At 71.8% G+C, this 14,064-nt stretch carries 16 protein-coding genes and 1 pseudogene; 8 read left to right on the plus strand and 9 right to left on the minus strand.

Annotated elements, in window-relative coordinates:
* Positions 1-57 precede the first annotated feature (57 nt).
* A complete protein-coding gene (locus DN051_RS10025) occupies positions 58-696 on the minus strand; it encodes a winged helix-turn-helix transcriptional regulator (protein ID WP_112438542.1) in 639 nt (212 codons plus the stop codon).
* Positions 697-783: 87 nt separating this feature from the next.
* Between DN051_RS10025 and DN051_RS10030 the strand changes: the two genes are divergently transcribed.
* From DN051_RS10030 to DN051_RS10050, 5 genes are all read left to right on the plus strand, one after another.
* The gene (locus tag DN051_RS10030; RefSeq protein WP_112438543.1) at positions 784-1,992 is read left to right on the plus strand and encodes a pyridoxal phosphate-dependent aminotransferase; all 1,209 of its coding nucleotides are present in this window, start codon (positions 784-786) and stop codon (positions 1,990-1,992) included.
* A 20-nt stretch (positions 1,993-2,012) separates the two neighbouring features.
* Positions 2,013-2,612, plus strand: coding sequence for a histidine phosphatase family protein (locus DN051_RS10035; protein WP_112438544.1), 600 nt, complete (start codon positions 2,013-2,015; stop codon positions 2,610-2,612).
* 70 nt (positions 2,613-2,682) lie between these two features.
* Entirely contained in the window at positions 2,683-3,312 is a 630-nt protein-coding gene (locus tag DN051_RS10040; protein WP_053759270.1) for a hypothetical protein, read from the plus strand.
* Positions 3,313-3,417: 105 nt separating this feature from the next.
* Entirely contained in the window at positions 3,418-3,840 is a 423-nt protein-coding gene (locus DN051_RS10045; protein WP_053759269.1) for an acyl-CoA thioesterase, read from the plus strand.
* A gap of 88 nt (positions 3,841-3,928) precedes the next feature.
* Entirely contained in the window at positions 3,929-4,534 is a 606-nt protein-coding gene (locus DN051_RS10050) for a 3'-5' exonuclease (protein WP_053759268.1), read from the plus strand.
* A gap of 8 nt (positions 4,535-4,542) precedes the next feature.
* Here DN051_RS10050 and DN051_RS10055 read toward each other — a convergent pair.
* The 7 genes and pseudogenes from DN051_RS10055 to DN051_RS10085 form a co-directional block, all read right to left on the minus strand.
* A pseudogene (locus tag DN051_RS10055) lies at positions 4,543-4,740 on the minus strand (solute carrier family 23 protein); the annotation flags it as partial.
* Between the two features lie 210 nt (positions 4,741-4,950).
* Positions 4,951-6,330, minus strand: a complete 1,380-nt coding sequence (locus tag DN051_RS10060; RefSeq protein ID WP_112438545.1) for an 8-oxoguanine deaminase — start codon at positions 6,328-6,330, stop codon at positions 4,951-4,953.
* A 123-nt stretch (positions 6,331-6,453) separates the two neighbouring features.
* On the minus strand, positions 6,454-7,395 hold the full coding sequence (gene pucL, locus DN051_RS10065; protein ID WP_053759265.1) for a factor-independent urate hydroxylase: 942 nt from the start codon (positions 7,393-7,395) through the stop codon (positions 6,454-6,456).
* A gap of 5 nt (positions 7,396-7,400) precedes the next feature.
* Entirely contained in the window at positions 7,401-7,793 is a 393-nt protein-coding gene (uraH, locus tag DN051_RS10070) for a hydroxyisourate hydrolase (RefSeq protein WP_112438546.1), read from the minus strand.
* A gap of 7 nt (positions 7,794-7,800) precedes the next feature.
* Positions 7,801-8,310, minus strand: coding sequence for a 2-oxo-4-hydroxy-4-carboxy-5-ureidoimidazoline decarboxylase (gene uraD / locus DN051_RS10075; RefSeq protein WP_053759263.1), 510 nt, complete (start codon positions 8,308-8,310; stop codon positions 7,801-7,803).
* A 189-nt stretch (positions 8,311-8,499) separates the two neighbouring features.
* Complete coding sequence (locus DN051_RS10080; RefSeq protein ID WP_053759306.1) at positions 8,500-8,811, minus strand: helix-turn-helix domain-containing protein; 312 nt, start codon at positions 8,809-8,811, stop codon at positions 8,500-8,502.
* A 47-nt stretch (positions 8,812-8,858) separates the two neighbouring features.
* Complete coding sequence (locus DN051_RS10085) at positions 8,859-9,110, minus strand: YkoF family thiamine-binding protein (protein ID WP_053759262.1); 252 nt, start codon at positions 9,108-9,110, stop codon at positions 8,859-8,861.
* A 137-nt stretch (positions 9,111-9,247) separates the two neighbouring features.
* Between DN051_RS10085 and DN051_RS10090 the strand changes: the two genes are divergently transcribed.
* The 3 genes from DN051_RS10090 (at position 9,248) to DN051_RS10100 (ending at position 11,903) form a co-directional block, all read left to right on the plus strand.
* A complete protein-coding gene (locus DN051_RS10090; protein WP_053759261.1) occupies positions 9,248-10,105 on the plus strand; it encodes a TIM barrel protein in 858 nt (285 codons plus the stop codon).
* Between the two features lie 34 nt (positions 10,106-10,139).
* Positions 10,140-11,051 carry a 2-hydroxy-3-oxopropionate reductase gene (locus DN051_RS10095; protein WP_053759260.1) on the plus strand — a complete coding sequence of 304 codons (912 nt, stop codon included), beginning with the start codon at positions 10,140-10,142 and terminating at the stop codon, positions 11,049-11,051.
* 618 nt (positions 11,052-11,669) lie between these two features.
* Positions 11,670-11,903, plus strand: a complete 234-nt coding sequence (locus DN051_RS10100) for a hypothetical protein (RefSeq protein ID WP_053759259.1) — start codon at positions 11,670-11,672, stop codon at positions 11,901-11,903.
* A 294-nt stretch (positions 11,904-12,197) separates the two neighbouring features.
* On the opposite strand, the gene gcl is transcribed toward DN051_RS10100, so the two are convergent.
* On the minus strand, positions 12,198-13,982 hold the full coding sequence (gene gcl / locus DN051_RS10105) for a glyoxylate carboligase (RefSeq protein ID WP_112438547.1): 1,785 nt from the start codon (positions 13,980-13,982) through the stop codon (positions 12,198-12,200).
* Positions 13,983-14,064: the final 82 nt, after the last annotated feature.

The raw sequence follows: 14,064 nt of genomic DNA on the forward strand, positions 1-14,064 counted from the left end.
CCGTGCGGGCCTGCCTCCGTTCCGGTCGAACGTCCGCTTCTCGGGCCGGGGCCCCGTTCAGTCCTCCCGCAGGGCCTTGGCGAGGGTGCCGTCCCCGGTCACCCGGATCCGGCCGGCGCGCACCGCGTCGGTCACGCTCAACTCGCCGCGTCCCACCGCCGTGCAGGTGCCGGTGTCCAGGACCAGCCGGGCGTCCGGCTCGACGGGAGCGGGCCCGTCGCCGTACACCGGGCCGGACCCCGACCCGGCGTGCAGATGGAACTCCCCCTCCTCCAGCCGCACTTCCACCAGCCCCTCCCCCGCTCCCGCCTGCGCCAGATTGCGCAGCAGCGGCAGCGCGAACCAGTGCGCGCGCACGGCGTCCGTCGGCCGCCGCTCGCCCAGCTCGGCCTGTCCCCACACGTTCAGCGCCTGGAGCACCGGCAGCAACTCCCGCCCGCGCACGGTGATTTCGTACACATAGGCCGCCGCGGGCGGTGCCAGCCGGCGCCGGGTCGCCAGTCCGTCGCGCTCCATGTCCTTCAGCCGCGAGGCGAGTACGTCCGTGCTGACACCCGGCAGATCCGCGTGCAGGTCCGTGTAGCGGCGCGGGCCGGCGAGCAGTTCACGGACGATCAGCAGGGTCCAGCGGTCACCCACGGCGTCGAGGGCGCGGGCCGCGGAGCAGTACTGGTCGTAGCTTCGGCGAGGTGGCATGCGACGCAGTCTAGACATGTTGTTGGACTTTCCAAGCGACCACTTGGTAAAACCAAGCAAGACAAGTCACCGGAGGGGAAGCTGCGCATGGAGTTCCGGCAGTCGAGCAAGCTCAGCGAGGTCTGTTACGAGATCCGCGGCCCGGTCATCGAGCACGCCAACGCGCTGGAGGAGGCCGGCCACAGCGTGCTGCGCCTCAACACCGGCAACCCCGCCCTGTTCGGCTTCGAGGCGCCGGAGGAGATCCTCCAGGACATGATCCGGATGCTGCCGCAGGCGCACGGGTACACCGACTCGCGCGGTGTCCTCTCCGCCCGCCGGGCCGTCGCCCAGCGCTACCAGACCCTGGGCCTGGAGGTCGGCGTCGACGACGTCTTCCTCGGCAACGGCGTCTCCGAGCTGGTCTCGATGGTCGTGCAGGCGCTGGTCGAGGACGGCGACGAGATCCTGATCCCCGCCCCCGACTTCCCGCTGTGGACGGCGGTGACGACCCTGGCCGGCGGCAAGGCGGTGCACTACCTCTGCGACGAGCAGGCCGACTGGTACCCGGACCTGGACGACATGGCCGCGAAGATCACGGACCGTACCAAGGCCGTGGTCCTCATCAACCCCAACAACCCCACCGGCGCGGTCTACCCCGAGGAGGTCGTGGAGGGCATCCTCGACCTCGCGCGCCGGCACGGCCTGATGGTCTTCGCGGACGAGATCTACGACCAGATCCTCTACGACGACGCCGTGCACCACTCGGCCGCGGCCCTCGCCCCCGACCTGGTGGTGCTGACCTTCTGCGGGCTGTCGAAGACGTACCGGGTGGCGGGCTTCCGCTCCGGCTGGCTGGTGGTCACGGGTCCCCGGCAGCACGCGCGCGACTATCTGGAGGGCCTGACCATGCTGGCCTCCATGCGGCTGTGCGCGAACGCGCCCGCGCAGTACGCCATCCAGGCGGCGCTCGGCGGGCGGCAGTCCATCCGCGAACTGACCTCCCCGGGCGGGCGGCTGCGCGAGCAGCGCGACGTGGCGTGGGAGAAGCTCAACGAGATCCCCGGCGTGTCGTGCGTGAAGCCCAAGGGCGCGCTGTACGCCTTCCCCCGTCTGGACCCCAAGGTGCACAAGATCCACGACGACGAGCGGTTCGTCCTGGACCTGCTGCTGCGCGAGAAGATCCAGGTGGTGCAGGGCACGGGCTTCAACTGGCCGGCCCCGGACCACTTCCGCATCCTCACCCTCCCCCACGCGGACGACCTGGAGGCGGCGATCGGGCGGATCGGACGCTTCCTCGGCGGGTACCGGCAGTAGTGGCCTTCTAGCCTGGTCGCATGGGTGATCTGTTTCTCGTACGGCACGGCGAGACCGAGTGGTCGCGGTCCGGGCGGCACACCGGGCGCACCGATGTGCCCCTGACCGAACGCGGCCGGGAGGAGGCGCGCGCGGTCGTGCCGCTGATCCGCTCGCACCGGATCGGGGCCGTCTTCGTCAGCCCCTCGCAGCGGGCCCGTGAGACGGCCGAGCTGATCGGGCTGCACGACGCGCACACCGACCCCGACCTCATGGAATGGGACTACGGCGGCTACGAGGGGATCACCACCGTCGCGATCCAGCGCGAACGGCCCGGCTGGTTCCTGTTCACGGACGGGGTCACCGCCGGGCCGCCGGACCGTCCCGGTGAGACCGCCGAGCAGGTCGGCGAGCGCGCCGACCGGGTGCTGGCCAAGGCGGACGTGGCGCTCGCCAACACCGAGGGCTGTGTGGTGCTGGTGTCGCACGGGCACTTCCTGCGCGTGCTGACCGCCCGCCGCCTCGGTCTGCCGCCCTGCGACGGGGCGCTGTTCCAGCTGGCCACCGGTGCCGTGTGCCGGCTGGGCACCGAGCACGGGCGGCCGGTGATCGCGGGGTGGAATGTCAGACCCGGGCCGTAGTCTTCACCTGTGCCCGCCGGACACCGGGCGGGCCCGAGGGGACCTGCGCGCACCGGAGAGGAGGCGGGCCGTGACACGACCGCCCACCGCCGCCCAGCGGCGTGTCATCGACGCCGCCGATCCGGTCACCGGACGGCTGCGGGGCACGCAGCCGCAGCTCGCGGCGCTGGTGCAGCGGGGCCTGGCCTTCCGGCACCCGCGCCCGCCGCACGACCACTTCCTGACCCCGGCCGGGCACCGGATACGCGAGAGGGCCGCGCCCGAGCCGCCCGGCAGCGCGGCGCCGCCCGCGGACTCCGGCGTCTTCACCGCGCGTGTGGGCGGCGAGGAGCACCCGCCGCAGACCGGTCCGGCCCGGCGGCGCGAGGTGCACAGCGCCTGGCAGGGGCTGCTGGAGCTGCGCCGCATGACCAACACCGACGGCGCCACCGACCGCCCGTGCGGCTGGGAGCGCGCGCATCTGGTGCAGGCCGCCGCGCTCGCCCTGGAGGCCGCGGGGCACCGGCCGGCCGGCAGCGACACGGGCGGATACCGGGTGCGGGCCACCCCGCAGCCCGAGGCCGTCGCCGTGCACGAGCCGGACGCCGACGCGCTGCGGGCCTGCGCGGGCACACTGGAAGAGGCCGGCTGGCAGGTCGGCGAGCACACCGAGCCGCGCACCCGGGCCCGCTATCTGCTGGCGTCCCCGCGACGGGCATGATGATCGTGCCGAGACCGACGGCGGGGGCGTGCGGCCCACGACGGCCGCTGCGTCCGACCGCCACGATCGGCAGCCGCTGCGTCCCGACCACGACAGGGGAGAACCGTGAGCGATCCGTTTTCCGTACCCGTGACCGTCCGCGGGTACGAGACCGACGTACAGGGCCACCTCAACCAGGCCGTCTACCTCAACTACGCGGAGCACGCGCGCTGGGCGCTGCTGCACGCCGCCGGGATCCGCCAGGCGGACCTCGCCGACCGGGGCGTCGGACCGGTGGCCCTGGAGACGACGATCCGCTACCGGCGTGAGCTGCTCGCCGGCGACGACGTCCGGGTGACCTGTGTCTTCGAGTGGGGCCTCGGCAAGACGTTCCGGATCCGGCAGCTGATCCGCACGGCGGACGGCGCGGTCGCGGCCGAGATCGACGCCGTCGGCGGGCTGATGGACCTCAAGGCCCGGAAGCTGCTGGCGGATCCCCGGGAGCACTTCAAGGAGATGGCGACGGACCCCGGCCTGTTCGGCCTGTAGCGCCGGCGCTCCCCCGCCGCCCGAAGCGAGGTCGGCCGGCGTCGAATTCGGATGCGGGTACGGGGGCGGCCTGGAATGCTCGGGCCCCATGGCCCCACGACGCGTCAAGCCCAGCCTCTACATCTCCGTGGACATCGAGGCGGACGGCCCCATCCCCGGGCCGTACTCGATGCTCAGCCTGGGGGCCGTGGTCGCCGGCCGGCAGGACGCGGACGGCTTCACCGCCGCCGACCCGCAGCAGCGGACGTTCTACCGGGAACTGCGCCCGATCAGCGAGGAGTTCGCGCCCGAGGCGCTGGCGGTGAGCGGACTGGACCGGGACCGGCTGGGCCGCGAGGGCGCCGAACCCGAGGCCGCCCTCGCCGAGTTCACCGACTGGGTGCGCGAGGCGGCCGTAGGCGCCCAGCCGGTCATGTGCGGCTACCCGGCGTCGTACGACTGGACGTTCCTGTACTGGTACCTGATCCGCTTCACCGGATCGAGCCCGTTCGGCCACTCCGGCTGCCTCGACATGAAGACCCTGTACGCCACCAAGGCGGGCCTTCCGCTGCGGGCCGTCGCCAAGGGCACCATGCCGCGCGAGTTGCTGTCCCGGCGCCGCCATACGCACCATGCCCTGGACGACGCCGTCGAGCAGGCCGAGTTGTTCGCCAACCTCATGGCGTGGCAGGGGCCCGGTTCGCCGGGCCGGTGACCTCCTCGCCCGGCACGTACCAGCGTCCGGACACCGCCGGCGGCGACCGAGCCGAACAGCACCACACCGGCGCCGCCGAGCACCGGGCGGGGCACCACGGCGATGAGCGAGGCCGCCATCGGGCACAGGCCCATCAGCACCAGGAAGCCCCCGCCTGCGGCGACGACGTACCGGCTGCGGATCCTGGTCATCGCGACCAGGCCGATGCCGCTGCCGCGGGTTTCAGGGAGGTGGTGCGCGTGGGCACGGGGTGTCGCCCGCTCGACCGCATCGGGCGGCGGGTGAGGCACCGGGGACGGTGACCGTGCCGGGGCGCGCGCGTCGGCGCGCACCCCGGTGCCGGCCGCCGCGGGACCCCGCTCGGGTCCGCGGCTGCCGGCCGGGAGCCGTCCCTCCCGGCCGGGGTCTCGGACGGATCAGCCCTGGGCCGTGATCCGCGCCAGCCGCTGTGCCTGTGCCCGCGTGGAACGGGCGACGGCGTCCTCGTCGACGTGCAGGAGGCGGCCGTTGTCGACGATCTGCGCACCGTTCACGAACGAGGCGGTGACCGGGGCCGCGGCCCCGAAGACCAGGGCGGTCACCGGGTCGGCGATGGAGGCGTGGGCGACGGTGTCCAGCTTCCACAGCACCAGGTCGGCGAGCTTGCCCGGCTCCAGGGAGCCGATCTCGCGGGCGCGGCCGAGCACCCGGGCGCCGCCGTGGGTGCCCAGGCGCAGTGCCTGACGGGCGTTCAGAGCGGCCTCGCGGTGGGCGCCGAGGCGGTTGATGAGCAGGGCGTTGCGCAGTTCGGTGTGGAGTTCGCCGGACTCGTTCGAGGCGGTGCCGTCGACACCGAGGCCGACCGGGACGCCGGCGGCGAGCATGTCGGGGACGCGGGCGATACCGGCCGCCAGCCGCGCGTTGGAGGACGGGCAGTGGGCGACACCCGTCCCCGTGCGGGCGAAGGCGGCGATGTCGGAGTCGTTCATGTGGACGCAGTGCGCCATCCAGACGTCCTCGCCGAGCCAGCCGGTGGACTCGAAGTAGTCGGTCGGGCCCATGCCGAACAGTTCGTGGCAGAACTTCTCCTCCTCCACGGTCTCCGAACCGTGGGTGTGCAGCCGGACGCCGAGGCGGCGGGCCAGTTCGGCGCCCCGGCTGAGCAGTTCGGTGGAGACGGAGAAGGGGGAGCAGGGCGCCACGGCGATCTGGGTCATCGCGTCGAAGGAGGAGTCGTGGTGCCGCTCGACGGTCTCCTCGGTCGCGGCGAGCGCGCCGTCCAGGGTCTCGACGGCGAAGTCCGGCGGCAGTCCGCCGTCCTTCTCGCTGCGGTCCATGGAACCGCGGGCGAGGGTGAAGCGGACCCCGGTCTCGCGGGCGGCGCGGATGATGGCGCCGGACAGGTCGCCGGAACCCCGCGGGTAGACGTAGTGGTGGTCCATGGCGGTGGTCACGCCGCCGCGGGCCATCACTGCGAGGGAGCCCTGGGCCGCGGCGTACACCATGGGCTCGTCGATGCGGGCCCAGGTGGGGTACAGCGCGACCAGCCAGCCGAAGAGGTTGTGGTCGGTGGCCAGGCCCCGGGTGATCCACTGGTAGAAGTGGTGGTGGGTGTTGACCAGGCCGGGGGTGACCAGGTGCCCGGTGGCGTCGATGCGGCGTACGACGTTCTCCAGGCCGTCGGGGGCTCTGCCCGCGCCGAGCGATTCGATCCGGTTGCCGGCGATGACGACGTACCCGCTCGGGTACTCGGTGTCGTGCGCGTCGACCGTCGCGATCGAACAGTTCTCGATGACGATGCGCTGGGCTGCTGCCATGGTTCGTCCCTTTTCACTGAGGTTCGCTGAATCGGAGAGGGCACGGCAGGACCCCGGGGGATTTGAGTGCCGCGGCCGTCCGGGCGGGCCGTCCGGCCGCGGGTGCCGAAAGGGAGATGCGGCCTACAGGTTGGTGAGGTCCTCGGGGATCCTGGCCTCGCAGCCGTTCCGCAGGACCGTGGCCTCGATCAGCCCGTAGGGGCGGTCGGCGGCGAAGTACACCTCGTTGTCGTTCTTCAGCCCGAACGGCTCCAGGTCCACCAGGAAATGGTGCTTGTTCGGGAGGGAGAAGCGGACCTCGTCGATCTCGCCGCGGTGGCCGATGATGCGCGCGCCCATCTGGTACAGCGTCTGCTGGAGCGAGAGCGAGTAGGTCTCGGCGAAGGCCCGGAGCATGTGCTTCCTGGTCTGCTCGTAGGACTCCTCCCAGTCGGGCATCCTCTGCTCGTCGTCGGTCCAGTTGAAGCGCCAGCGTCCGGAGACCTCGGTGGCGAGGATGCGGTCGTGCGCCTCGGGGAGCGTCGTGTACTTGTCCTTGACGTAGCCCCAGAACTCGGAGTCGGTCGAGTTCATCACCACGAGGTCCTTGAGGCCGGAGACGACCTCCCAGGTCCCGCCGTCGTAGGTGATCTGCGTCAGCCGGGTCTCCTGGCCCTTGCGGACGAAGGAGTGCGCGGCCTCGTTCGCGCCGCCGGAACCGGAGCCGGCGGCCTCGATCCGCTCCCAGGCGTACTCCTCGATCCGGATGCGGGCCCGCTGTATCGGCTGCTGCGAGGTGACGAAGTGGCGGGCGAGGTGGATGCCGAACTGCTCGGCGGACTCGATGCCGTGCTCCTTGGCGAACGCGTACACCGTGTTCTTGGTGGTGTCGGTCGGAAGGACGTTGGCGTTGGAGCCGGAGTAGTGGACCTCGTCCATGTCGCCGGAGAGCGCGACGGAGACGTTGAGGTCCTTGATGTGGTGGGTGGCGCCGTCCCGCGTGATCCGCACGACTCGGTTCTCGGCCTTGCCGTACTGGTTCTGTCCCAGGATCACAGGGTGGGCAGGGCGGGAATTGACTGCCATGTCTGCTAGCTCCCTCGGTATACGGAGTAGCCGAACGGGTTGAGCAGCAGCGGTACGTGGTAGTGCTCCCCGGGGTTCACGGCGAAGGTGATCGCCACCTCCGGGAAGAACACGGCACCGCTGTCCCGATTCGCGGGGGCGTCCTGCTGCGCATCGGCTTGCTTCTTCTCGAAGTACGCCTCGACCGCGAAGTCGAGCCGGACGTGGGTGGTGCCCTCCGGCAGCGCCGGGAGGTCCTTGCACCGGCCGTCCGCGTCGGTCGCGGAACCGCCGAGCGCCCGCCAGGCCGCGTCGCGTCCGGCGCGGGCGCTGAGGCGGACGGCGACCGCCTCGGCGGGGCGGCCGACGCTGGTGTCCAGGATGTGGGTGGACACGGAGGCGGTGGTGCTGGTGCTCATGCTGCGCTCAGTCCTCTTCGACGAGTCGGTCCAGTCGGATGCGGTTGATCATGCCCAGCTCGGTCCGGACGATCTCCCGCTCCTGCTCCGGCGGGTTGCCGATCCGCTCTCTGACCGCGTCGCGCATCTGCTCCGCGGTCCTGCCGGTCGCGCAGATCAGGAAGACATGGCCGAACCTCTCCTGGTAGGCCAGGTTCAGTTCGAGCATCTGCGCCCTGAGTTCCCCGGAGGCGCCGGCCATGCCGCGCTGTTCGCGGGCCGAGGTCGGGTCGCCCGGCGCGGGCCGGCCGATCGGCGGGTGTCCGGCCATCGCCTCCTCCAGGTCCGCGGCGGTCAGGGCCGCCATGGCGGCGTCGCTGGCCGCGCCGAGGTCCTCGGGGGTGGCGTAGGGGCGGGCGGCGAGCAGTCGCTCGGCCCACGCGGTGGAGGCGCACGCCTCCAGCAGCGCGGCGAGGGCCGCGTGCTCGTCCAGTTCGTTGAACCGGGCCAGACCCGGCGGCGTGGAAGTGGGCGTCACGGGAGCCTCCGTGGCCTTGTCGGCCTTCGTGCTGTACGGGCTGCGGACAGCTAACGCCCTTCGGCGACAGCGCGTCAACACTTTGTTGAAAATTCCGGGTGCCAAAAACCGCCGCTCCCCCGTGGGGCGGCGGCGGTCGGCGGGCGGGGGCGGCGACCGCTCCCGGCCCCCGTGTCGCGCGGGAGGCGGTCAGACCCCCTTCTCGCGGTTCAGGTAGTTGTAGACGGTGAACCGGCTGACACCCAGTGCGCCCGCCACGGTCTCCACACCGTGCCGCACGGAGAAGGCGCCGCGCGCTTCCAGTATGCGCACGACCTCCTGTTTGGCCTTGCGGTCCAGCTCGGCCAGCGGCTTGCCGCGTTTGCGCTCCATGGCGGCGAGGATGTGATCGAGGGAGTCGGCCAGTTGCGGCAGGCGCACGGCCACGACGTCGGCGCCCTCCCAGGCGAGCACCACGTCGTCGGGGCCGGCCTCGTCCGGCGCGACCAGCTGCCCGCCCATGGCGTCGACCAGTGGCTTCACGGCCGCGATGAAGGGCTGCTCCTCGCTCACCGCTCACCGTCCGCGATCACATTGACCTGGAGCGAGACCCGGGTGGCACCGGCCTGAAGGGTCCTGCGCAGCAGGGCGTCCACCGCGCTCAGCACCGCGTCGGCGCCGCCTTCCGCGGTGTTGCCGAACGGCCCGACGTCCACCGCGTCCAACTCGGCGCCCTCGACGACCTCGCGGGCCACCACCGCGTGCGCGGGTGCCTCGTCCAGGTCGAAGGGCTCGGTCGTGAACTCCACTCTCAATCGCACGCGCTCAACCTAACGCGCGGTGCCGTTTTCCGCCGACCCCTCTTGACAAGCCCGGACACCCGACGGCAATCTTCCAATAAGCAGAAACTAACTTCCACAATACGGAATCCCGACCGCGGAAGGGAGCGCCGTCACCCATGCCAGGTTCTGAATGGGGCACAGCCGCAGAGCAGCGCTTCAACGTCAACCTGTCGATCCTCTTCACGGAACTCCCGTTGCTGGAGCGCCCCGCGGCCGCCGCCGCGGCGGGCTTCACCGCGGTCGAGCTGTGGTGGCCCTGGATCGACTCGCCCACCCCCGAGCACTCCGAGCTCGACGCCCTGCGGAAGGCGGTCCAGGACGCGGGCGTCCGGCTCACCGGCCTGAACTTCTACGCGGGCCACCTGCCCGGACCGGACCGCGGCGCCCTGTCGGTCCCCGGCGAGGAGTCGGAGCGGTTCCGCGCCAACATCGACGTGGCGGCCGACTTCGCCCGGTCGCTGGACTGCACGGCGCTCAACGCCCTCTACGGCAACCGGATCGACGGCGTCGACCCCGCGCGCCAGGACGCCCTCGCGCTGGAGAACCTGGTCCTCGCGGCCCGGGCCGCCGACCGGATCGGCGCGATCCTGCTGATCGAGGCGCTGAACCAGCCGGAGTCGCCGCACTACCCGCTGGTGTCGGCGCCCGCCGCGGTCCGTGTCGTCGACCAGGTCAACGAGGCGTCCGGGCTCGGCAACGCCCGCTTCCTGATGGACCTCTACCACCTGTCCATGAACGGCGAGGACCTGCCGCAGGTGATCGCCGAGTACGCCGACCGGACCGGTCATGTGCAGATCGCCGACAACCCGGGCCGCGGCGCGCCCGGCACGGGCTCGCTCCCGCTCGAGGACCTGCTCGGCCGGCTCCGCAAGCACGGCTACGACGGCTGGGTCGGCCTGGAGTACAAGCCCGGCGACCGCCCGAGCGCCGAGGCGTTCGACTGGCTGCCGGCCGAGGCCCGCGCCGCGCGCTGACGACCCCCGAGCACCGTTTCAGAGAGGTACCCCCATGAGTCTCACGGATTCGCCCCGCCCGCACCGTCCGGCGATCGCCTGGATCGGCCTCGGCATCATGGGCTCCCCCATGTCCGAGAACCTGATCAAGGCGGGTTACGACGTCACCGGCTTCACCCTGGAGCGGGAGAAGCTGGACCGGCTGACCGCCGCCGGCGGCACCGCCGCCGCCGGTGTCGCCGACGCGGTGCGGGACGCCGACGTGATCATCACGATGGTCCCGGCGTCACCGCAGGTCGAGGCCGTCGCCTACGGCCCGGACGGCATCCTGGAGAACGCCCGCTCCGGCGCGCTGCTGATCGACATGTCCTCGATCACCCCGCAGACCTCGGTCGACCTGGCCGCGGCGGCGCGGGACAAGGGCATCCGGGTGCTCGACGCCCCCGTGTCCGGCGGTGAGGCCGGTGCCGTCGAGGCGGTGCTGTCGATCATGGTCGGTGGTGAGCGGGCCGACTTCGACACCGCGAAGCCGATCTTCGAGGCACTGGGCCGCACCATCGTGCTGTGCGGACCGCACGGCTCCGGCCAGACCGTGAAGGCCGCCAACCAGCTGATCGTCGCCGTGAACATCCAGGCCTGCGCCGAGGCCGTGGTCTTCCTGGAGAAGTCCGGCGTGGACCTGGCGGCGGCACTGGAGGTCCTGAACGGCGGCCTGGCCGGCTCGACCGTGCTGACCCGCAAGAAGGACAACTTCCTCAACCGCGACTTCAGGCCCGGCTTCCGGATCGATCTGCACCACAAGGACATGGGGATCGTGACGGACGCGGCCCGCAACGTCGGCGCCGCCCTGCCGGTCGGCGCGACCGTGGCCCAACTGGTGGCGGCCCTGCGCGCCCAGGGCGACGGCGGCCTGGACCACTCGGCCCTGCTGCGCGCCGTGGAACGGCTGTCCGGCGCCGAGGTCTGACCGGCCGAAGACCGCCGACGCCCCTCGGACGACCGCCGAAGCCCCCTCCGAAGACTGCTGAAGACCCCTCCGAAGACCTCCGGGCGGCGTCGCCGCCGACACCTGTCCTGTCGCGCCCAGGCGCCGGCGCCGCCCGGAACCCACCCCGCCCGCTCCTCTCCCAGGACCAGCACCTGCCGGAGAAGCCGGCGCGCTTCGACCGCGAGCGCGTCCCGGAGCGGGCGGACTGAACCACACAGCTGCGTCCGGCATCTGACGGAAGGTCGGAAGCTGGACGCGCGGCCCGCCCGGACCGGGCGACCCGGATGAGGGGTGGCCGCCGGGTCCGGCGGGCGGGGCGAGGACCGCGGCGGCGTGCGAGCCAGTGCGGTGGTGAAGGCCCCGAGGCCTCCTTCTCGACCTGAGGGAAGGAGCGCCCCGGCGCCGTCGCACCGCCGCGGTCCCAGCCGTACCGACCCCGTCCGGCGGCGCGAACGTCCTGTCGCGCCCAGCCTCGCGCCGCCGGACGGCCACACCTCCCCGCCGGTCCAGGAGCGCCGGGTACGGACGGTCCCGTACCCGGCGCTCCTCCGCGTGCTCCGGCGTGCGCCCGCACCGCCGCCGCAGGACCCTGAAGGCATGGCACCAACACAGCAGCCGCATGTCGTCGTGCACCCCCCGGCCCTGGACGGCTCACGGCGGGTCACCGCCGGTGACGAGGCCCTCGGGATCGCCTCCCACCTGGACGACGTCGTGGAGATCCTGCGTCTGGCCGACCTGGACCAGATCGAAGTGGAGGAGAGCGATCTCATCGACTGGCAGGGCGGCGGTCCGGACGACTGGCCCGGCCTGTCGGAGCACCACACGGAATGACCACAAACCGCACGGAACGACCGCGTGGAACGACCACACGGAACGACCGCGCGAGTGGACTCGCGTACGGCACCGGTCGTACGCCGGGTACGGAACCCTCAAATGAACCTCTGAACACACCCCGGGAGGCTTCGGCCCGCCCGTGAGGCGGGCAGATACCCGACACGCGGGACCCGCCGGCACGGGGGCGGCGGGCCCCGCGACGGAAGCGGGAACCGGGAGCGGCAAGAGACCACGAAGAAGCGGGGCGGCCCACCTTCCGGATGGGCCGCCCCGCCGTGCCGTGCCGCGGGATCAGACCTTCAGCGTCCTGATCGAGGTCGGCGCGTGGCCGGGCTCGGTCGCGATCTCCTCGAACTCCACCACGTTGCCGATGTCGTTGGTGGGGGACATGGAGATGTTGGTGACGCGCTCCAGGATCGCCTCGACGACGACCGGCACCCGGTACTCGGCGGCGAGTTTCCTGGCCTCCTCGAAGGCCGCGCCCAGCTCGTTCGGGTCGGTCACCCGGATCGCCTTGCAGCCGAGCCCCTCGGCGACCTTCACATGGTCGACGCCGTAGGCGCCCAGCTCGGGCGAGTTGACGTTCTCGAACTCCAGATTCACCTGGAAGTCGATGTCGAACGCGCGCTGCGCCTGGCGGATCAGACCGAGGTAGGCGTTGTTGACCAGGACGTGGACGTACGGGATCTTGTGCTGCGCGCCGACCGCCAGCTCCTCGATCATGAACTGGAAGTCGTAGTCGCCGGAGAGGGCGACGACGGGCGCCTCCGGGTCGGCCTTGGCGACGCCGAGCGCGGCCGGGACGGTCCAGCCGAGCGGTCCCGCCTGGCCGCAGTTGATCCAGTGGCGCGGCCGGTGGACGTGCAGCATCTGTGCGCCCGCGATCTGGGACAGTCCGATGGTGGAGACGTAGCGGGTCTCGGGCCCGAAGGCCTTGTTCATCTCCTCGTAGACCCGCTGCGGCTTGATCGGGATGTCGTCGAAGTGCGTACGGCGCTGGAGGGTCGCCCTCTTCTCCTGCGCGGCGGCGGCCCAGTCGGAGCGGTCGGGCAGCCGGCCGGCCTCCTTCAGCTCCCGTGCCACCTCGACGAACAGGCGCAGGGCGGCATTCGCGTCGGAGGCGATGCCGTAGTCCGGGGCGAAGATCCTGCCGATCTGGGTCGGTTCGACGTCCACGTGCACGAACGTCCGCCCGGCCGTGTAGACGTCGAGCCTGCCGGTGTGGCGGTTGGCCCAGCGGTTGCCGATGCCCAGGACGAAGTCGGATTCCAGGAAGGTCGCGTTGCCGTAGCGGTGCGAGGTCTGGAGGCCGACCATGCCGGCGTTCAGGTCGTGGTCGTCGGGCAGCACGCCCCAGCCCATCAGCGTCGGTACGACCGGCGTGCCGGTCAGCTCGGCGAACTCGACCAGCAGTCCGGCGGCGTCGGCGTTGATGATTCCGCCGCCGGCCACGATCAGCGGCCGCTCGGCGGCGTTCAGCATGCCGAGCGCCTTCTCGATCTGGGCGCGGGTCGCGGCGGGCTTGTGGACGGGCAGCGGCTCGTACGTCTCCGGGTCGAACTCGATCTCGGTGAGCTGGACGTCGATCGGCAGGTCGATCAGGACCGGTCCGGGGCGGCCGGAGCGCATCAGGTGGAAGGCCTGCTGGAAGACGCCGGGGACCTGCGCCGCCTCCAGGACGGTGACCGCCATCTTGGTGACCGGCCTGGCGATGGAGGCGATGTCGACGGCCTGGAAGTCCTCCTTGTGGATCACCGCGGTCGGGGCCTGGCCGGTGATGCACAGGATCGGGATCGAGTCACCGGTCGCCGAGTACAGGCCCGTGATCATGTCGGTGCCGGCCGGTCCGGAGGTGCCGATGCACACACCGATGTTGCCGGCGTGGGTGCGCGTGTAGCCCTCGGCCATGTGCGAGGCGCCCTCGACATGGCGGGCGAGGGTGTGGGCGATGCCGCCGGAGGCCTTGAGCGCCGCGTAGAACGGGTTGATCGCCGCGCCCGGCACACCGAACGCGTCGGTGACTCCCTCGCACTTGAGGATCTCGACTGCCGCGCGGGCAGCGGTCATACGAGCCATTGAGTACTCCTGCTTCGGCTGTCGGATTCGCACTCCCGTCGCGCCCCGCGGTGAGCAGTCTTCCGTATAGCGGAAGGTAACT

The sequence above is a fragment of the Streptomyces cadmiisoli genome (genome assembly GCF_003261055.1).
Taxonomy (GTDB): domain Bacteria; phylum Actinomycetota; class Actinomycetes; order Streptomycetales; family Streptomycetaceae; genus Streptomyces; species Streptomyces cadmiisoli.

Bases quoted from the DNA above. Each gene is read 5' to 3' on its own strand.
- DN051_RS10080 (WP_053759306.1), bottom strand. From the start codon at position 8,811: ATGGGCGGGCAGCTGGTCGCGCCGGACGAGGCCGGCCCCGACGACGTG.
- DN051_RS10100 (WP_053759259.1), top strand. From the start codon at position 11,670: ATGGCACCAACACAGCAGCCGCATGTCGTCGTGCACCCCCCGGCCCTG.
- DN051_RS10035 (WP_112438544.1), top strand. From the start codon at position 2,013: ATGGGTGATCTGTTTCTCGTACGGCACGGCGAGACCGAGTGGTCGCGG.
- DN051_RS10090 (WP_053759261.1), top strand. From the start codon at position 9,248: ATGCCAGGTTCTGAATGGGGCACAGCCGCAGAGCAGCGCTTCAACGTC.
- pucL (WP_053759265.1), bottom strand. From the start codon at position 7,395: ATGGCAGTCAATTCCCGCCCTGCCCACCCTGTGATCCTGGGACAGAAC.
- DN051_RS10025 (WP_112438542.1), bottom strand. From the start codon at position 696: ATGCCACCTCGCCGAAGCTACGACCAGTACTGCTCCGCGGCCCGCGCC.
- DN051_RS10050 (WP_053759268.1), top strand. From the start codon at position 3,929: ATGGCCCCACGACGCGTCAAGCCCAGCCTCTACATCTCCGTGGACATC.
- DN051_RS10030 (WP_112438543.1), top strand. From the start codon at position 784: ATGGAGTTCCGGCAGTCGAGCAAGCTCAGCGAGGTCTGTTACGAGATC.
- DN051_RS10095 (WP_053759260.1), top strand. From the start codon at position 10,140: ATGAGTCTCACGGATTCGCCCCGCCCGCACCGTCCGGCGATCGCCTGG.
- uraH (WP_112438546.1), bottom strand. From the start codon at position 7,793: ATGAGCACCAGCACCACCGCCTCCGTGTCCACCCACATCCTGGACACC.
- DN051_RS10060 (WP_112438545.1), bottom strand. From the start codon at position 6,330: ATGGCAGCAGCCCAGCGCATCGTCATCGAGAACTGTTCGATCGCGACG.
- gcl (WP_112438547.1), bottom strand. From the start codon at position 13,982: ATGGCTCGTATGACCGCTGCCCGCGCGGCAGTCGAGATCCTCAAGTGC.